Origin of the sequence: Paraburkholderia dipogonis (assembly GCF_042680985.1) — a bacterium.
GTDB lineage: Bacteria > Pseudomonadota > Gammaproteobacteria > Burkholderiales > Burkholderiaceae > Paraburkholderia > Paraburkholderia phytofirmans.
This window is the reverse complement of the sequence record NZ_JBHUFR010000030.1, coordinates 218327-237080: the sequence shown is the minus strand read 5'-3', so window position 1 is coordinate 237080 and position 18754 is coordinate 218327. Positions and strand designations below refer to the sequence as shown.

Below are 18754 nucleotides of genomic sequence, written 5' to 3'. Positions count from 1 at the left end.
GGTTGCGCGCAGTTGCATCAGCGTCCTGCAAGACACCCGCTTTTCATCGGAACCACCATTGACTATAGCCTCTGACGAAGCAGATCTTGCGGACCTCGTGGTGGCGCGGCCGGAGGGTTTGTATTGTCCGCCTGGCGACTTCTATATCGATCCGTGGCGTCCCGTCGAACGGGCGGTGATCACTCACGCGCATTCCGACCACGCGCGCTTCGGGCACCGGCACTACCTCGCGTCGCATGCAGGAGCGGAGGTACTGCTGTCGCGTTTGCCCGGCATATCACTGCAAACCCTGCCGTATGGCGAGCGTGTAGATCTCAACGGCACGACCGTGTCGCTGCATCCCGCAGGGCATGTGCTCGGCTCGGCGCAAGTGCGGATCGAACATCGTGGTCGCGTGTGGGTCGCCTCGGGCGACTACAAGCTCGACCCCGACCCGACCTGCGATGCCTTCGAGCCGGTGCGCTGCGACACTTTCATTACCGAGTCGACCTTCGGCCTGCCGATCTACCGATGGGACGCACCGCAAACCGTATTCGACGGTGTCGATTCGTGGTGGCGTCATAACGCTGCCGAAGGACGCGCGTCCGTACTGTTCTGCTATTCGTTCGGCAAGGCGCAGCGCGTGCTCGCGAGTGTCGATGCGGGCATTGGGCCGATTTTCTGTCACGGCGCCGTGGAGCCGCTCAATCGCGCATATCGCGACGCCGGCGTGCATTTACCGCCGGTGCGGCTCGTGAGCGAGATACCGGTCAAGGACAAGGCGGCGTTCCGCCAGGCATTGATCGTGGCGCCGCCGTCCGCGCAGGGCAGCGCATGGCTCAAGCGCTTTGGCGACTATAGCGATGCGTTCGCGTCGGGATGGATGCGTCTGCGTGGCGCGCGCCGCAGGCGTGGGGTCGACCGTGGCTTCGTGCTGTCGGATCACGCCGATTGGCCCAGCCTGCAAACCGCCATTCAGGCAACGGGCGCCGAACGCGTGATCGTCACGCACGGCTCGGTGGAGCCGATGGTGCGATGGTTGCGCGAGCAAGGCCTCGAGGCCGGCGCGTTTGAAACGCAATATGGCGACGATACGGTCGAAGCCGATGCCGCGGGCGCGGATGAAACCGCCGCGACTGGCAGCGTGCCGCACGAGTTCGCTCAAGCCGCCGGGCGCGACGCCTCCACTGATGACACGGCCAACGCGTCCAACCCGTCGAGCCGCGTATGAAACGTTTCGCCGCCCTCTACACCGCGCTCGACGCGACCACGTCCACGCACGACAAACTCGAAGCGCTTACCAGCTACTTCGCCGTGGCCGAACCGGAAGACGCCGCGTGGGCGTCGTATTTTCTAGCCGGCGGCAAACCGCGCCAATCGGTGCCGACGCGTCTGCTGACCGAGATCGCCCGCGAGCGTGCCGGCTTGCCCGCGTGGTTATTCGAAGAGTCCTATCACGCAGTGGGCGATCTGGCCGAAACCATCGCTCATATCCTGCCGCCCGCGCAACGCAGTTCCGAACTGGGTCTCACGCAATGGATCGAGCAACGCGTGCTGACTTTGCGTGGTGCGACGCCGGAAGAGTTGCGCACGCGTTTGCTCAGCTACTGGGACGAACTCGACTGGGGCGGCCGTTTCCTGCTGACCAAACTGATCGGCGGCGGGTTTCGGGTGGGCGTTGCGCGGCAACTGGTGGTGAGGGCGCTGGCGGAAGTCGCGGGCGTCGATCATAAGCGGATCGCACAACGCATGGTCGGTTGGACCGACTCGCAACAGAAGCCCGATGCCGCGCGCTATCTGCGTTTGATCGCACCGGAAGCGACAGGCGATGAGACACAGGCCGGAGATCATCCGCATGAGAGCGACCTCGGCCTGCCATATCCGTTCTTTCTCGCGCATCCATTGCAAGCCGATCCGGCGACGCTCGGCGATCCATCGCAATGGCAGATCGAATGGAAGTGGGATGGCATTCGCGCGCAACTCGTCAAACGTGGCGGGCGTGTCTGGTTATGGTCACGCGGCGAGGATCTGATCACGGATCGATTCCCCGAAGTGGCGGCGTTGGGCGAAGCCTTGCCGGATGGTTTCGTGGTCGACGGAGAGATTCTCGCTTGGGAACCCGGCGACATGGCGCCATTGCCGTTCGCGCGCCTGCAACCGCGCATTGCACGCAAAACGCTGACTAAAAAAATCCTCGCCGATTCGCCGGCCACGCTGCTTGCCTACGATCTGCTCGAAGCGCACGGTGAGGACCTGCGCATGACGCCGCTCGTCGAGCGGCGCGCGCGACTGGAGGCGCTGGCTGTTTCAATCGAAGGCACACTCGCGCAAGATCTGCTGCGCGTGTCGCCACTGGTTGGCGCAGCGGACTGGCAGGCGCTTGCAGCGTTACGTGACGAGAGCCGTGCGCGTGGCGTGGAAGGGCTCATGGTCAAGCAACGCGAATCGATGTACGGCGTGGGCCGCACCAAAGCCTCCGGCACGTGGTGGAAATGGAAGATCGATCCGTATGCAATCGATGCGGTGCTGCTCTACGCGCAACGCGGCCACGGCCGCCGTGCGAGTCTCTACACCGATTTCACCTTCGCGGTTTGGGACGAGGCGAACGGCGTGCGCACGTTGGTGCCCTTCGCGAAAGCTTATTCCGGTCTAACCGACGAAGAAATGCGTCAGGTGGACGCGATCGTGCGCAAGACCACGATCGAAAAATTCGGCCCTGTGCGCAGCGTCACGCCCACGCTGGTCTTCGAAATCGGCTTCGAAGGCATTCAGGCGAGTCCGCGTCATAAGTCCGGCGTGGCGGTGCGTTTTCCACGCATGCTGCGCTGGCGGACCGATAAACATATCGACGACGCCGATACGCTGGCAATGCTAAAGGGCTTCATCGACGATCGTGCGGGATAACCCGCTGAGTACAAATCCCTAAAAAGGTGCAGGGTTTTTAGCCAGCGGCATTTTATTGCCTGAGCTAAGGTGATGAGGTAAGGCGTACGTCGCGAACGCGACGCAACTGGAAGACCATCGTCCGGCAAACGATGAGTTTTGTCCGCGTGGCAGGAGCGAATCTTGCACGCAGGTTTCGAAGTGCCCGCGAGTGGCACGCGCAAATGCCAAGGAGAAGATGGTGACGTTCGACGACCGGATGGACGATAACGAAGACGTCGTAGTGTGGCGGCCTATCCAGTACGCGATGGCGTCGCACCGGCGCGTCCTCGTGGTGGACGATTACCAGGAAGCGGCAGAAGCATTGCAGATGTTGCTGGTTGCCGACGGCTTCGAGTGCCGCGCGCTCGAGGATCCCTTTGCCGTCTGCGAGATGGCGCGTGAATGGCAGCCGTTCGCGGTGGTGCTGGACATCAAGATGCCGGGGCTGGATGGCCTTGAACTGGCCCGGCGCCTGCGCGCCCATCCTTTGACTTCTCATATGTTGCTGGTGGCGTGTACAGCGTTTGCCTCACGTGATGACCGCGCACGTGCGAAAGCCGCTGGTTTCGATGCGCATTGCGCGAAACCGTTGACGCCCGAGCGTCTGTTGCGGGTGCTTGAATCGGCGGCGGCGCTGCACGTGGCCGGCCCGTCGTAAAGGCTGCACACGGTTTGAAAGAAATTCTCCATGCAGCAGTAGTGGAATTCGCCGCAGATCGAGCGTTTAGCGGCACGCAGATTATTTAGGTTAATTGAATATATCGTCGTGCCGAGCGAATTTCTGATCACACATTGCAGACGCTATAGAAAAATCCAGCTGCAAGGCTAGTTCCTTGCAGCTGGTCAATGGAATCGAAAGGCCTTGATCAGTCCGGGGCGTACTTGAATTCAGGTAACGCCTCAAGCGATTTTTTGGTGGCTTCGGGCAGCACCACACGGCGGTTATTGATCTGCAGATCGTTGAACGGCACGGCGACCAGGTGTTTGCCCATGCCGAGAAATCCCCCTACCGACAGAATTGCATACGTGCTGCGGTCGCCGCTCGGTGAGACGATCAGATCGTCCAACGTGCCGATCGTGTCCTTGGACTTGTTATAAACATCGGCGCCACTCAACTTGGACGCGCGGTAGCCACTTGCGAGTTGCACCACGTCCGTACGTTTCTCCGTAATTGCCTGAGGCGCGCCCTGAGCGTAAGCATGGCCATACGAGGCCAGCGTGGCGAGAAGCAGGGCGGTGGCGGCCAGCGGCTTGATCTTTCGTTGCATGATGATTTTCTCCCTGATGAAATGTGCGGCGCTTCCTGTACCGCGCCGCGCCTCACTGAGTCGGCCTTCACCATGCCGGCTGCAAGAGTTGTGCCGCGGCACCCAAACACTCGCACGAATGCTCTCAGGTCCGGAATTTGCTATTTAGTGGGCTTGCTGTTCGGCGTTCCGATGGTGCATTCCATGCGGCCGGAAATTCCTGCATCGACTGATCCACCCTTGAACTAAAACACGCGCGCCAGCGCCTCTTGCTTCCACAGGAACCACTATGTCATTCCAGGCCAACTACTCGTCGCGCATCGCGGAGGGCACCCCTTTTCCGCTCGGCGCGACATGGAACGGGAGCGGTGTCAACTTCGCGCTGTTCTCGGCGCACGCCACCAAGGTCGAATTGTGTCTGTTCGATGAAACGGGCGAAAACGAAATCGAACGCATCGAACTGCCTGAATATACCGACGAGGTGTGGCACGTGTTCGTGCCGAACCTCAAACCGGGCGCGGTGTACGGCTATCGCGTGCATGGCCCTTATGAACCCGAGAAGGGCCATCGCTTCAATCCGAACAAGCTGCTGCTCGATCCCTATGCGAAGGCGCATATTGGCGAGCTCAAATGGGCGCCGGAAATCTTCGGCTACACGCTGGATTCCGAAGAGGGCGACCTTTCTTTCGACGAGCGCGACAGCGCGCCCTTCGTGCCCAAATGCAAGGTGGTCGACGCCAACTTTTCGTGGAGTCATCCCGAGCGGAATGCGCTGCCGTGGGAGCGCGTGATTTTTTATGAAGCCCATGTGCGCGGATTTACCAAACGGCATCCGGAAGTACCGGAAAATCTGCGCGGCACGTTCGCCGGACTCGGGCAACAGGTCGTGCTCGACTACATCAGGAACCTCGGCGTCACGTCGGTCGAACTCATGCCGATTCAGACCTTCGTGAACGACAGCTATCTGCTCGATAAAGGCCTCACCAACTACTGGGGCTACAACACGATCGGCTTCTTCGCGGCCGATCCACGTTTCTTCGCCTCGTCGATCGATTCGGTGGGCGAGTTCAAGGAGATGGTGGACCGCTTTCACAACAACAATCTCGAAGTCATTCTCGACGTGGTCTACAACCACACCGCGGAAGGCAATGAGCGTGGCCCGACGATCTCGTTCAAGGGCATCGACAACGCGTCGTACTATCGCCTGATGCCCGACGAGCCGCGCTATTACATCAACGATACCGGCACCGGCAACACGCTGAACCTGTCGCATCCGCGCGTGCTGCAGATGGTGACCGACAGCCTGCGCTACTGGGTGACGGAAATGAAGGTGGACGGTTTCCGTTTCGATCTCGCCACGATTCTCGGCCGCGAACTGCACGGCTTCGACGAGGGCGGCGGTTTCCTCGACAGTTGCCGGCAAGACCCGGTGCTCTCGAGCGTGCGGCTGATTGCCGAGCCGTGGGACTGCGGCCCGGGCGGCTATCAGGTCGGCGGCTTTCCGCCCGGCTGGGCCGAGTGGAACGACCGCTTTCGCGACACGGTGCGCGAATACTGGAAGGGCGACGAAGGCAAGGTCGCCGATCTCGCCACGCGCCTCACCGGCTCGGGCGACAAATTCAATCATCGCGGCCGCCGCCCGTGGGCCAGCGTGAACTTCATTGCCGCGCACGATGGCTTCACGCTCAACGATCTGGTTTCATACAACGACAAACACAACGAAGCCAACGGCGAGGACAACAAGGACGGCCACTCGGACAACAAGTCCTGGAACATGGGCGTGGAAGGTCCGACCGACGATCCGGAGATTCGTCAACAGCGCGAGCGCCAGAAACGTAATCTGCTGGCCACGTTGCTGCTCTCGCAAGGCACGCCGATGATTCTCGCGGGCGACGAATTCGGCCGCACGCAACAGGGCAACAACAACGCCTATTGCCAGGACAACGAGATCAGCTGGGTGGATTGGGAAGCCATCGACGACGACGGCCGCGCGCTTACCGAGTTCGTCAAGAATCTGACCACGCTTCGTCACCGTCTGCCGGTATTGCGGCGTGGCCGCTTTATCATCGGCGAATACAACGAGGCGTTGGACGTGACCGACGCGCGCTGGCTTTCGCCGGACGGCACGGATCTCTCGCAGGAACAGTGGGACGATCCGTCGATGCGCTGCTTCGGCCTCGTGATCGACGGCCGCGCACAGGCGAGCGGCATACGCCGGCCGGCCTCGGACGCGACCTTGCTGTTGGTGTTCAACGCGCATCACGATGTCGTCAACTTCACGCTACCCGATGTTCCCGAGGGCGACCGGTGGACCTGCCTCGTCGACACCAACATGCCGGTTCGTTCCGAATTGCCGCTGTTCAGCGCCGGCGACGCGTATCAGGTGACGGGACGCTCACTCCTGCTGTTCGCCCTCGACGCACCGAACCGCGCGACGCAGCGTGTCTTCGACCGCCTCGAAGAGCAGCTCACCACTGACGAAAGCGAACCCTCCGCCGGAGCGTGACGGGCCCGGGCGTGAAACGCAGTCGAGCTTGCGCCGCCGGGTATAGCGCTTGCTCGATTGCAAGAGACTGCACGCGCGCCGCTGTTTTGCGGCGGCCTGCGCGCAGTTCAGCAGCCGACATCCGCCCACGCCAGGTTCAACCGAGGTGATCAAATGGAACAGGAACAAACCTCTCAAGAGGAACAGATCCGCATGCGCGCTTATTACCTGTGGGAGCAGGCTGACGATCCCAAGGGCACGCCCGACGAGTATTGGGATCAGGCACGCGCCGAGATAGAGAAGGAAGCGCCGCCAGTGGAAAGTGGGCCGGATTCCGGCGAACCTGTGAAGTAAGCGCGCTATCGCAACGCGACAGAAGGTTGAACGCGAAGATTGAACACATGAGCGAGGCGCGACAGCGCGTCGGCACGTCGCCACCATCCGCGTGTGCAATTCGCCTCGCACGTCTCGCCTGACAGGAACGGGAACTCAACACAACCGGACAGTTTTGCGCAAATGAAGGACATCCCCGAACCGCGCGGCGTGAGGCCGGCCGCGCACATTCGAGCGCCCGCCACGGCCTTCAGCCTGGACAGCCTGATCTCGCTCGCGGTGGGCGTGACGGCGGTCGCTTGCCTTTACTTCGCAAGCGCCGTGCTGATTCCGATCACGCTCGCCATCCTGCTCAGCTTTCTCGTCGCGCCGCTCGCCAATGCGTTGATGCGTTTGCGGCTTGGGCATGTGGCGTCGGTGTTCGCCGCCGTGGTGATCTCGGTATCGGTGATCGGAATGCTCGGCGCGGTGATTGCCACGCAACTGACCGATCTTGCGGCCGGCATGCCACGTTATCAGGCGACCATCGAGCAGAAGATGGAGACGGCGCACAGCCTGACCATCGGCAAACTGAACCGGTTTGCGAGCGCGGCAGGCCAGGCGCTGCAACGCGCGACAGTCGAGCCGCCGCAACCGGCGCCGCAGCGTGGCCCGGCGTCTCGTGACAGTGCGCGTTCGACAGCCAGCGAGCCCGCTGCCGTGCCGGTCGAAGTGCGCGAGCCGGTGCCGACGCCGTTCGAACTCGCGAGACGTGTATTGTCGCCGGCGATCAGTCCGCTCGAAACGGCGTTTATCGTTTTCGTCGTGATGGTGGTGATCCTGTTGCAACGCGACGATCTGCGCGACCGCGCCATCCGTCTGTTCGGCTCGCGTGACCTGCACCGCACGACCACGGTAATGGACGAAGCCGCGCGGCGTTTGAGCCGTTACTTCGTTTCGCAACTCGGCCTGAACGCGGGCGTCGGCGTGATCATCGGCACGGGGCTGTTCATGATCGGTGTGCCGAGTCCGATTCTGTGGGGCATTCTCGCGGCGCTGCTGCGGCTCGTGCCTTACGTCGGCATATGGATCTCGGCGACGCTGGCCACCGCGCTCGCCGCCGCCGTGAGTCCGGGCTGGACAATGGCGATCTGGTCGCTGGCGCTGTTCGTCAGCGTGGAAGTACTGGTCGGGCAGATCGTCGAGCCGCTGCTGTATGGACGCAGCACGGGGCTCTCGCCGTTTTCGGTCGTGGTGGCCGCGATTTTCTGGAGCTGGATCTGGGGGCCGATAGGCTTGATTCTGTCCACGCCGTTGACGCTTTGCCTGCTCGTGCTCGGCCGGCATGTGCGGCGCCTGGAGTTTCTCGACGTGCTGTTAGGCGACCAGCCCGCGCTGACGCCCGTGGAAAATTTTTATCAGCGTGCGTTGGCGGGCGACCCGGACGAAGCGATCGAGCAGGCGGAACTCCTGCTGCGCGAGCGCTCCTTGTCCTCGTACTACGACGAGGTCGCGATCAAGGGCCTGCAGCTCGCGGCCAACGACGTAATGCGCGGCAGTGTGACGGCAACGCAGCTTGCACGCATCGAGGCGACGACGAACGACCTCGTGGACGGCCTCGACGGTTACGACGACCGCGAACCAGCTACTGCTGCGGTGGACGAGAACTGGAGTCCGACAGGGCCGTTGGCGCCTTCAGCGTCCGACGCATCCGATGTTGCACGAACTGAAGCGGCGAATCCACGGCCCGTTGCGCCAGGCCATTCGGGAGAAGCACATGCAACGAACCCGTCGCCGCTCGCTGCTTGCAGCCGCGTGCTATGCATTCCCGGACGCGGCCCGCTAGACGCATTAGCCACCACTATCCTGTTGCAGCTGCTGGGCAAGCACGGCTTCAAGTCACGTGCGTTGCCGCATGAGGCCGCATCGCGCGCGTCGATCGATCAGCTCGACGCGGATGATATCGGCATCGTCTGTATTCTCTACTTGCAGATCGACGGCGTTCCGTCGCATTTGCGCTATCTGGTCAGGCGCATTCGCGCACGCTTGCCGAACGTGTCGATCGTGGTCGGATTGTGGGCGGACCCCGATACGGAGAAGTGGCGCGCGGATCTGCAAAGCGCAATGGGGGCGCAGTGTTATGCGCGCACGCTGCAGGAGATTCTCGCGGCTTGCTGGCGTGTCGATTCGGCGAGAAGCCGGGCCGAGGAGGAGCTGCCCATCGTGGTCAACGGTTAAGTCGCCACGACTTCACTGAAAGTTGTTCTCTTTGCTCGGCGATGCGACTGCAGCGCGTCTGAACGGTGCGATACATCGTTGAAAAAAACCGCCCGCCGGCAACGCGGCAGGGCGGTTCATCTCCGCTTGACGCGGCTCACCGCGGCCTAGTGTGCAGCCGGTTTCTTTGCGGCCGACTTGTCTTTCGAAGCGGCATCCTTGTCGGGGACGATCTTCGTGGTGCCGCCGGTGGAAGGCGGATCGCTCGCGGGGAAGCTGTCTTCGACCTGCTTGTCGATCTGCTTTTCGCTCTTGTTCGAGTGCGGGTGCTTTTCCTTGTGTTCTGTCATGGCGTTTCTCCTTCAGGTTACCGGTTGTTCATTTCGTGACGCACGAAGCGCCGCCGACGATTGCCAACGCATCCGCGCGCGACACACCGCTTCTCATGGCATCGATTAGCTGCGCGGTCTGCGCTTCGCGTTCGCAGGCGAGCACGGCGACCACCTTGTCGTCCTTCAGGTACAGCGAGAGGAATTGCTGGCGGTCGAGGTCGCCGTCGGTCACGATCTCGTCCCACTCGCTCGCATGGCCGAGATATTCGAAGTTCTTGCCGAAGTGATAGGTCCAGAAATACGGCACGCCGGCATAGCGATGCCGCGCGCCGCACATGTTTTGCGCGGCAATGCGCGCATGCTGCTGGGCAACGCGCCAATGTTCGATACGCACCGGTTCCTGATCCTCGTGCAGCGGAAACACGGCGATATCGCCCGCCGCGTAGAGACCGCACGCGGCCTGCATGCCCGCGTTGACGAGCACGCCGCCGTCTTTTTGCAGCGGCAGGCCTTCGACAAAACCGGTAGCCGGCGTGACACCCGTGCCTAACAGCACGACCTCGGCAGCGACATGCTCGCCGTTTTCGAGCATCACCTGATGCACGTTGCCTTCTTCGCCTTCGAGCGAGGCGACCTTCGCTTCCAGATGGAACACCACGCCGTTGCGCTCGTGAAGCGCGCGGAACATCGCGCCCGCGCGCTCGCCGAACTGCCTCGCGAACGGCACTTTCTCCGGCGAAATGACGGTCACTGGCGTGCCGCGTTTGCGCAGCGCGGCAGCCGTTTCGAGTCCGATGAAGCTGCTGCCGAGAATGACGACCTGGGTCTGGCCGGCATCGTCGCCGACGGCGTCGACGAGCGCGGCGGCATCGTCGAGACTGCGCAGCACGTGCACGCCGCCGAGTTCCACGCCGGGAATGTGAGGAAGCTTCGGCACACTGCCGGTCGCGAGCAAGGCGGTGTCGTACTTCAGCGCGGCGCCGCTTTCGAAATGAATCGTGCGGGCGGGCACATCGAGCCGCGCAACCTTCTGCACGATGCGCTCGACGTCGTGCTTCTCAAGCCAGTCCGGCGCGAGGAGCGGCGGTACATCGGCGGGCGCCATTTCACCGGAGGGGACGAATTTGCTTAGCGACGTGCGGTCGTAAGGCGCATGCGGTTCATAGCCTACAAGCGTGACGCGGCCACTAAAGTCAGATTCGCGCAGGGCCGCACAAGCGGCGGCGCCTGCCGCGCCCGCACCGATTACCACGTAATGCGGTTCTTTGGCCTTGGCGCTGCCCGCCGGTTGCGGAATCTTTTCCGGCGTGACCATCACGTCGTCGCCCGTCACCGTCACGGGATAGCGGTCGAGCCCGACCAGCGCGGGCGGTTCGAGCACGTTGCCGGTGGCGACGTCGAACGTGCCCTTGTGCCACGGGCAGATGATCCGGCCGTGGCAGAGCGCGCCTTCTTCGAGTGGCGCACCCGCGTGCGGGCAATCGGCGGAATAGGCGTGCACGGTATCGCCGTCGCGTACCAGCAGAATCTTTTCGTCGTTCACCACGACACGTTCAGCGCGGTCGGTTCGCAGTTGCGAGAGCTGAGCGACGCATCGGGCAGTCGTAGGCATGGCGGGTTCCTCGCGGACGCTGGAGTGAGAAAGCACAGCACAGATCAGCGCAGAGCAGCGTAAGCAGCGCAAACACGCATGAGCACGCCGCAATGCAGCACGCTTTCAGGTCGTATAACCCTTATGGTCCAGCAATTCATGTGCCCACCGGCGCGCACCGGCACAAGTGCGGTTTCCTCACCCGGCGCACTATGGAGAACCGCTGAAGTGCGGTAAATTCAGGGAAAAAGAAACAGCGCACGAACATGCGGCGAGCATGACGCGCCATGACGTGCCTGACCTGTGTTGACCTTTATGGAGATCGTGACCGTGCAACGTGCGGAACGTGCAGCAGTCGATTTCCCCATGCCGTCGCGCAATTTCGCGGCGACGCGGCGCATGCTGCTGATCGTCCTCGCCGTGTCGATTGCGTTTCCTCTGCTCTGCCTTGCGGGCTACGGCTACTTCGACTACCAGCGCCGGATCGCCGATTCGAACGACATGATCGACCGGCTCGCGCGCGTCGCCGAGGAACAGGCCGTCAAGGTGATGGATCTGAACCAGCAGATGTCCTCGCGCATCGTCGAACTGCTCGGCAATGACGACGACGCGCAGATCCGCGCGCGCCAGGCGCTGCTGCACGACCGCCTGCACGGAATCGGCGGCGACTTTCCGCAGGTCTCGTCGATCTATCTGCTTGGCGCGCAAGGCGATCTGCTGGTGTCGAGCCGCACGTATCCCGCGCCCGCCATGTCGATCGCGCAGCGTGAGGACTTCACCGGCGCGAAAGCGATGCGCCCGCAGCCGTATTTTTCTCTGCCGATGTTCGGCCCGCTCTCGCAAACCAACGTGTTCACCACCGCGACAGGCCGCTCGGACGACAACGGCGAGTTCCTCGGCGTGGTCTCGGTGGCGCTGCGCAACGAGTACTTCTCGCGCTTCTATCGTGAGCTGACCAACGGCGATGCGTCGCTCGCGCTGGGCCTGTACCGCCAGGACGGCAGCCTGCTGGTGCGCTATCCGCCGTGGCCGGCGGGCGCGAAGCCCAGCCCGCGAAGCAAATTCACCCAGGCATTGCGCGACAGACAACTGTCCGGCCACGTCCGTCTGAATTCGACGGTGGACGGCGTGGAACGTCTGCTGGCGTTTCGCCGCGTCGGCGACTATCCGCTCTACGTGATGAGCGCCTACGCCACTTCGTCCATCGGCAAAGCATGGCAGCAGCACTTCATCATGATCGCTGCACTGACTGCGCTGCCCTGCATCGCCATCTGGCTGCTGGTGTTCTACTCGCTGCGTCAACTGGCAGGCGAGCGCCGCGCGTGGGAACGCTGGCAGGGCGAGGTGGCGATGCGTCTCTCCGCAGAAGCTTCGAGCAGACAACTGCAGCGCATGGGCGCGCTCGGCAATCTCGTCGCCAACGTCGCGCACGATTTCAACAATCTGCTGATGGTCGTTTCCGCCAACACGGAGCTCGCGCGGCTCAAGCGCTTCAACAACGTCGAGAAAGAAGTGCTCGCGGTGGAGCGCGCCACCGCCAGCGCCGAATCGCTCACGCGGCGCCTTCTGAGCGTGGCGCGCAAGCAGCCGCTCAAACAGCAGCCGCTCGAACTCGCCACGTGGCTGCCCGCCGCCGCGCCACTGATCGACGCCGCGCTCGGCGACAACGTGGAGCTCGCCTTGAACATGGTCGAGAACGTCTGGCAGGTGCTGGCCGATCCGACCGATCTGGAATTCGCAATCATGAATCTGGCCGTCAACGCGCGCGACGCGATGCCCCGCGGCGGCCGCTTCGTGATTCGTTGCCAGAACAACCGGCTGGTCGGCAGCGACACCTTGCTGCCCGACGGTGAATACGTGCTGATCGCCTGTACCGACGACGGCGAGGGCATGCCCGAAGCCGTCGCGCGGCGCGCCTTCGAGCCGCTGTTCACGACCAAGCTGCGTGGTTCGGGCACCGGCCTCGGCCTTGCACAGGTGCTGTCCATGTGCGAACAGGCGGGCGGCACGGCGAAGATCGACAGCGTGCCGGGCAGCGGCACGACGGTGAGGATGTATCTGCCGCGCTATCGCGACCGCCGGAAGACAACGGTCGTGCAAGCCGAGACAGTGCCTGCGCCGGTGCTGGCGCCGAGCGGGGTCGTGCTGCTGGTCGAAGACAACGAAGAAGTCGCGGCAGGCGTGGCGGCGGTGCTGGAGACTTTCGGCTGCGAGGTGCGTCACGAGCCGACCGCCGACCAGGCGCTCGACGTCCTCACGGGCGGCGCGCGCTTCGAACTCGTGCTGTCCGACATCCAGATGCCGGGCAAGCTCAACGGCATCGACCTCGCGGAAAAGGTGCGCAGCGCGTGGCCGTCGCAGAAGATCGCCTTGATGACCGGCTACGCGGACGAACTCGAGCGCGCGCGGCGCCTGGGCGTGGCGATACTCGCCAAGCCATTCAACATCGACGAACTGCACGCGCTCGTGGCGTGTGAACCGTAAGGCTCGCCGTTCGCGGCACGCGGCCTGGGATGTTCGAAGTGTTCCTTGATTTGCGGCATACCCCTTGCTGAGAAGAAGACGAGGTTATGCGTATCTGGCCGAGCCGGCCGACGCAACCCACTTCTTTTCGGACAGGAGAAAGTCATGAACACCAGAAGCAAGACTCGCAGCGCGATTCTCATCTCGGCCTTGCTCGCCGCTTCGTCGGTTGCGATGGCGCAGGGCAGTGGAGGCGGTGGCGGCGGTCCGGCCGGCAACGACCCGAACGCGGGCACCAATGCCGGCGCAACGCGTGAAGGCGGCGACATGCAGGCATCCGGCGCGATGGCGCATTCGAAGTCGGCTAAAAAGCATCACATGAAGTCGTCGAAAACGAAGCCGGCAACCGACTCGACCAATATGCCGGGCGCGAACGCTAGCAGCGATACGAAGGGACAGTGATGCAACCGTAGCCGGCGGTATGCCATTCACAGGTATAGCCCTTGCTGAAATTGACTGCATGCACGGTTGTCGAGCGCCGTTCGTGAAAGCCTCCGATGAATCCGTGCCCCTCATTTTCCGCAGGAGCATGGACATGACACTCGGCGATACGATCAAAGGCATGGTCGGCATGGATCCAACGGGGCATGCCGATCCCGACATGAAGGCGGTGCTCGAGGCGCTCAAGAGTCTCGACCCGAAGCCCATCGAAGATTGCACGGTGGAGGAGGCGAGGCAGCAGCCCACGCCTGCCGACGCCGTCAAGAAACTCATGCAGGACCCGGCATTCAGCGCGCGTCCCGCGCTGGAACTGGAAGCGGTGCGCACTCAGGACATCATGATTCCGGGCGCGGCCGGCAGCATTTCGGCGCGCGTCTACACGCCGCAAGGCGAGGGGCCGTTCCCGCTGATTCTGTATTTCCACGGCGGCGGCTGGGTGCTCGCCGAACTCGATACCTACGACGCCACGCCGCGCTCGATGGCCGCGCAAAGCCGCGCCATCGTGATGTCCGCGCACTACCGCCAGGCGCCCGAGCACCGCTTGCCCGCCGCGCATGACGACGCGTTCGCCGCATGGGGCTGGCTGATCGGCAATGCGATGAGCCTCGGCGGCAACCCGGACAAGATCGCGATCATGGGCGAGAGCGCAGGCGCCAATCTGGCGATCAACGTAGCGATCCGCGCGCGCAATACCGGCATCCGCATGCCGATGCATCAGGCGCTCATCTATCCGGTGGCGAGCAACAACATCGTGTCGATCTCTTATGAAGAGAACCGCAACGCCAAACCCTTGAACAAGCCGATGATGCTGTGGTTCATGCATAACGTGATCAACAGCGAGAGCGATCTCACCAGTCCGTTGATCGACGTGGTGAGCGCGGATCTGTCACGCTTGCCGCCGGCCGTGATCGTGACGGCGGGCATCGATCCGCTGCGCTCGGACGGCGAGAAGCTCGCGCAGAAACTGCACGGCGCGGGCGTGCCCGTCGAGCATCGCAACTATCGGGGCGCGACGCACGAGTTCTTCGGCATGGCAGCGGTGGTGCAGGCGGCGCGCGACGCGCAGGCCTTCGTGTCCCTCGCGCAGCGCCAGGCGTTCGGCGGGGCGCCGCTGTGAGGCGGTGAACTGGCGTCATTCGCCGATCAGATGCAGCACGATGTCCCGCTGCTGCGTGTGACGGCGATGCTCGAACAGATACAGGCCTTGCCATGTGCCGAGCACCATCTGCCCGTGTTCGACCGGCACTGACAATTGCACTTGCGTGAGCGCGGTGCGCAAATGGGCCGGCATGTCATCCGGGCCTTCGGCGTCGTGTTCGTAGCGCTCGGCGTCTTCGGGCGCGAGGCTCGCGAAGTAGCGCTCCAGATCGCGTTGCACCGAAGGGTCGGCGTTCTCCTGAATCAGCAATGATGCGGACGTATGGCGGCAAAACAGCGTCAGCAGGCCTGTGTCGATGCCTTGCGCGGCGACGAAGCGGCGCGCTTCGCCGGTGAATTCGACGAGGCCGCGGCTGCGGGCCTTGACGCTCAGATGATGGATGGCTTGTCGCATGATAGTGATCGGGTGGACATGGCGCGGCGCATAAGATGCCGCATGCGCCGCCAGACCTCAGAGCGGCGTCAGGACGTCCGCGACTGCCGCGGCGTTGGCCGGGCGGACCACGCGCGCGACTTCCGCGCCGTCGCGCATCAGGATCAGCGTGGGCCAGAGTTTCACCTTGAACGAGCGGCCGAGCGGCCGGCCCGGGCCGTCTTCGATCTTCAGATGCCTGAGGCCGTCGTGCGCTTCGAGAGCCTGGGCAATCGACGCCTGCGCGCCCTGGCAGTAGCCGCACCAGTCCGTGCCGAATTCGACGAGGGTGGCCCCCGGCAGGGCATCGAGCTGGGCTCGCGAGGGGGCTTTGGAAGAATAGGCTGTCTGGGTTGCCATGCGTGCTCCGGAGCGGTTTAACCTGTGCAGGCAGGGGATCGCGCCGTCGTGGCGTCCCCTGCGGATGGATTCGCAAAGAGTAGCAGCTATGCGCGGGATCGTCAGTGAGCGTGGCTTCGCCTGGATGCGCGGTGCGGCGCGGCTCGACGCTCGGCGGTGTGAATTTCGCGCAAACTCATATTCTTGCCGGCATGGCGTGTTAAACATTCGTCCGGGTGTCGCCGGCGTGCGGCGAATCATCGAGGGCGAAAAGGGAAGAAATGGGCGAAAAGATTTATCTGCGGTATCCCGGCAAGGACGAAACCGTCGCGGTGGCCACCGGCTTCAGTTGGGGCGCGTGTCTGTTGGGCTTCGTGTGGGCATTGTCGAAGAAGATGTGGTTTGCTGCTTTCGTCATGCTGGCAATCAACCTGCTGCTTTTCTGCTCGGGTCTATGGGGCGAAACTGCCGACCTGATCGGACTCGTGCTGTCGGTGCTGTTCGGTATCGCTTGCGGGATGTATGGCAATCAGTGGCACCGCTGGACCTTGGAGAAACGCGGTTACGTCGTGCTGTAACGCGCGGTCGGGAGTGTCGCGCGGGAGTGGATATTGCTTGCCCTACGCCGCGCGCGCTGCTTGCACCGAAACGAAACGAAACAAAGAGACCGACGCGCGCGCAGTCAAACATATTCCCAACCGCGTCATGGAGGCATCCCATGCCTAATGCAGTTGCTCAACGCCGTTCCATCGGCTTGTCCAGCCTGCTGCGTCGCAACCTGGCCGGCGCGGCGCTGGCCGTGTCGCTCGGCATTGCGCCGCTTGCATATGGCGCGGACCCGAGCGCAGCGCCAGGCGCCGGGATGACCGGCTCACCCGGCGCGTCGAGCGCCACCACCACCGCAGCGTCAGCTTCCGCACCGGCAGCATCGGCGGCGTCGGCTTCCGACGACACCTTCCTGCTCACCATCTTCCTGCGCCACGACGAATCCAAGCCGCTGCCGAAGATCAACGACCAGTTGCGCGCACAAGGTTTCTTCAAGACTTTTCCGCCGCCCGGCATCGAAGTGGTGTCGTGGTACGTGATGATGGGCATCGGCCAGGTGGTCACGCTGCGCGTGCCGGCGAGCCGTCTGCGCGAAGTCAACCGGGCGATCGAAACGACCGCGTGGGGCGGCTATCGCACCGAGTTTTATCCGACCTACGACTACAAGGCGCAAGCGCAGCAAATGCGCGCAACGGACGGCAAGTAGCGTGCTTACACCGCCAGCCGTGCGGCAATCGGATGGCCTGCAATTTTGGGACGCAATGGCACGGGTTTACGCGCCCGCAAGCTAAGCCGATAATGCCCCGGTCGTTCCGGCCACGAAGTGTGCGGCGTGCATCGCGCGTCGCAGGCTCGCTTTCTCTGACCCACCGCCCCTCGTGTTAAAGACCTCGCGTTTTTTCGATCTACTGCGCATTCCCGGCTTCAAGCCGCTCGCCGCCGCGACGCTCATGCTCGGTGTGGCGATGTCGTTCACCGCTCCCTATCTTTCGCTGTTCGGCGTCGAGCGCGCCGGCATGACGCCGTTCAGGCTCGGCGTGTTCATGACGTTGATCGCGGCGAGCGGTGTGCTCGCCAGCACCTTCGCGGGCCGCTGGAGCGACGCGAGCGGACGGCACCGGCCCTTGCTGCTGGCCGCGTTGATCGCCGCGGCGCTAGGCTATTTGTGTTTATGCGTGGTGCGTGATTACCGGCTGCTGCTGGTGGTCGGCATCGTCTTTATCGGTGCGGGCGGCTCGGCCATTTCAATGGTGTTCTCGTTCAGCCGCGCCGCCTTGCCGGTCGCGGACCCGGCGGAGCGCGTGTTCGCCAGCGCGACCTTGCGGACCATTCTGTCGGCGGCGTGGGTGTTCGGGCCGTCGGTCGGCGCGCTGGTGCTCGCCGCCAGCAGATTTTACGGGCTCTTCCTGTTCGCCGCGGCCAGTTTCGGCGCGTGCGCGACGATCGTCTGGCGCATGCGCGAGCCGCAAGGCCATCTGGGCGATCACACGGTGGAAGACACCGCGTCGGAGCCGTCGGCCTCGATCACCGTGCCGCCGCTCACCACGCCGGGCGAAGAGGCGCACGAGGATCTGCCGGGCGTCGCCTCGGCCAACGACATCGGCCGCGCGGTCGCCGCGCTCACGCTGCTCGGCCTCGCCGCGAACGCGACCATGATCGTGCTGCCGCTCTATATCGTGCACGGGCTGAACGGCACGCACCTGGACGTGTCGATCATGCTCGGCCTCGGCGCCTTGATGGAAATTCCGATGATGCTCGCGCTCGGCGCGAAGTCGTCGGCACTGCACAAGCCTAACTGGCTAGCCGCCTGCGCCGCCGTGCACGCGGTGTATTTCGTCGGCATGTCGCTGGCGGGGGGCGTCCACGTGCTGATTCCGATGCAGATGCTCAACGCCTTCGTGGTCGCCGTGACTTCGTGTCTTGGCATGACCTATGTGCAGGATCTGATGCCGCACGCGCCGGGCCGCGCCACTGCACTGTTCTTCAACGCGGCGCGCGTCGGCTCGATTCTCTCGGGCGTGTTGTCGGGTTTGCTGGTGCAGGCGTTCAGCTATCGCGGCACGTTTCTGTTCTGCGGCTTGCTGGCGCTGTGCGCGCTGGTGCTGTTCGCCGTACCGGGATACCGCTATCCGTTGATGTGGAAAGCCGTGAAGCGTTTTGCGCGTTCGCAGTATGGCAAGCTCCAGGCCAGACAGCGGGAGCGGCAGCGCTAGACGCGTGGGCTGAAACGGCCGCGACCGCTCCAAC

General features: G+C 63.4%; 17 protein-coding genes. 12 read left to right on the top strand and 5 right to left on the bottom strand.

The annotated features are described in order from the left end of the window. Window positions 1–58 precede the first annotated feature (58 nt). From ACFSNN_RS33420 to ACFSNN_RS33410, 3 genes are all read left to right on the top strand, one after another. On the top strand, window positions 59–1210 hold the full coding sequence (locus ACFSNN_RS33420; protein ID WP_134464515.1) for a ligase-associated DNA damage response exonuclease: 1152 nt from the start codon (window positions 59–61) through the stop codon (window positions 1208–1210). Continuing rightward, a complete protein-coding gene (locus ACFSNN_RS33415; protein WP_134464517.1) occupies window positions 1207–2883 on the top strand; it encodes an ATP-dependent DNA ligase in 1677 nt (558 codons plus the stop codon). Before ACFSNN_RS33420 ends, ACFSNN_RS33415 begins: the two co-directional genes overlap by 4 nt. Window positions 2884–3103: 220 nt before the next feature. Next, complete coding sequence (locus ACFSNN_RS33410; RefSeq protein WP_377689639.1) at window positions 3104–3562, top strand: response regulator; 459 nt, start codon at window positions 3104–3106, stop codon at window positions 3560–3562. A 208-nt stretch (window positions 3563–3770) separates the two neighbouring features. On the opposite strand, the gene ACFSNN_RS33405 is transcribed toward ACFSNN_RS33410, so the two are convergent. Further along, window positions 3771–4172 carry a PRC-barrel domain-containing protein gene (locus tag ACFSNN_RS33405; protein WP_208949587.1) on the bottom strand — a complete coding sequence of 134 codons (402 nt, stop codon included), beginning with the start codon at window positions 4170–4172 and terminating at the stop codon, window positions 3771–3773. A gap of 268 nt (window positions 4173–4440) precedes the next feature. Between ACFSNN_RS33405 and glgX the strand changes: the two genes are divergently transcribed. The 3 genes from glgX to ACFSNN_RS33390 all read left to right on the top strand — a co-directional run bounded on the left by glgX (window position 4441) and on the right by ACFSNN_RS33390 (window position 9186). After that, complete coding sequence (gene glgX / locus ACFSNN_RS33400) at window positions 4441–6657, top strand: glycogen debranching protein GlgX (RefSeq protein ID WP_134464519.1); 2217 nt, start codon at window positions 4441–4443, stop codon at window positions 6655–6657. 153 nt (window positions 6658–6810) lie between these two features. Beyond that, a complete protein-coding gene (locus tag ACFSNN_RS33395) occupies window positions 6811–6990 on the top strand; it encodes a DUF2934 domain-containing protein (protein WP_134464521.1) in 180 nt (59 codons plus the stop codon). A gap of 162 nt (window positions 6991–7152) precedes the next feature. Continuing rightward, window positions 7153–9186 carry an AI-2E family transporter gene (locus ACFSNN_RS33390; RefSeq protein WP_134464523.1) on the top strand — a complete coding sequence of 678 codons (2034 nt, stop codon included), beginning with the start codon at window positions 7153–7155 and terminating at the stop codon, window positions 9184–9186. Between the two features lie 146 nt (window positions 9187–9332). Here the strand turns inward: ACFSNN_RS33390 and ACFSNN_RS33385 are convergent, their stop codons facing one another. Further along, window positions 9333–9515, bottom strand: a complete 183-nt coding sequence (locus tag ACFSNN_RS33385) for a hypothetical protein (RefSeq protein WP_134464525.1) — start codon at window positions 9513–9515, stop codon at window positions 9333–9335. A gap of 28 nt (window positions 9516–9543) precedes the next feature. Then, entirely contained in the window at window positions 9544–11109 is a 1566-nt protein-coding gene (locus ACFSNN_RS33380) for an FAD-dependent oxidoreductase (protein WP_134464527.1), read from the bottom strand. 309 nt (window positions 11110–11418) lie between these two features. On the opposite strand from ACFSNN_RS33380, the gene ACFSNN_RS33375 reads away from it, so the two are divergent. From ACFSNN_RS33375 to ACFSNN_RS33365, 3 genes are all read left to right on the top strand, one after another. After that, on the top strand, window positions 11419–13572 hold the full coding sequence (locus tag ACFSNN_RS33375; protein ID WP_208949588.1) for a hybrid sensor histidine kinase/response regulator: 2154 nt from the start codon (window positions 11419–11421) through the stop codon (window positions 13570–13572). Between the two features lie 144 nt (window positions 13573–13716). Next, window positions 13717–14013, top strand: coding sequence for a hypothetical protein (locus tag ACFSNN_RS33370; protein ID WP_134464531.1), 297 nt, complete (start codon window positions 13717–13719; stop codon window positions 14011–14013). Window positions 14014–14146: 133 nt separating this feature from the next. Then, window positions 14147–15169 carry an alpha/beta hydrolase gene (locus ACFSNN_RS33365; protein WP_134464533.1) on the top strand — a complete coding sequence of 341 codons (1023 nt, stop codon included), beginning with the start codon at window positions 14147–14149 and terminating at the stop codon, window positions 15167–15169. Window positions 15170–15184: 15 nt separating this feature from the next. Here ACFSNN_RS33365 and ACFSNN_RS33360 read toward each other — a convergent pair whose 3' ends face one another. Together ACFSNN_RS33360 and ACFSNN_RS33355 are read right to left on the bottom strand one after the other, a co-directional pair. Then, window positions 15185–15604 carry a secondary thiamine-phosphate synthase enzyme YjbQ gene (locus tag ACFSNN_RS33360; protein ID WP_134464535.1) on the bottom strand — a complete coding sequence of 140 codons (420 nt, stop codon included), beginning with the start codon at window positions 15602–15604 and terminating at the stop codon, window positions 15185–15187. Window positions 15605–15661: 57 nt separating this feature from the next. Beyond that, a complete protein-coding gene (locus ACFSNN_RS33355; RefSeq protein WP_134464537.1) occupies window positions 15662–15982 on the bottom strand; it encodes a thioredoxin family protein in 321 nt (106 codons plus the stop codon). Window positions 15983–16242: 260 nt separating this feature from the next. Between ACFSNN_RS33355 and ACFSNN_RS33350 the strand changes: the two genes are divergently transcribed. From ACFSNN_RS33350 to ACFSNN_RS33340, 3 genes are all read left to right on the top strand, one after another. Beyond that, entirely contained in the window at window positions 16243–16539 is a 297-nt protein-coding gene (locus tag ACFSNN_RS33350; protein WP_012427147.1) for a DUF2628 domain-containing protein, read from the top strand. Between the two features lie 140 nt (window positions 16540–16679). Continuing rightward, the gene (locus ACFSNN_RS33345; RefSeq protein ID WP_134464539.1) at window positions 16680–17213 is read left to right on the top strand and encodes a hypothetical protein; all 534 of its coding nucleotides are present in this window, start codon (window positions 16680–16682) and stop codon (window positions 17211–17213) included. Between the two features lie 172 nt (window positions 17214–17385). Further along, window positions 17386–18720 (top strand): sugar efflux transporter, encoded by a 1335-nt coding sequence (locus tag ACFSNN_RS33340; protein WP_134464541.1) that lies wholly within the window; start codon window positions 17386–17388, stop codon window positions 18718–18720. Window positions 18721–18754 lie beyond the last annotated feature (34 nt).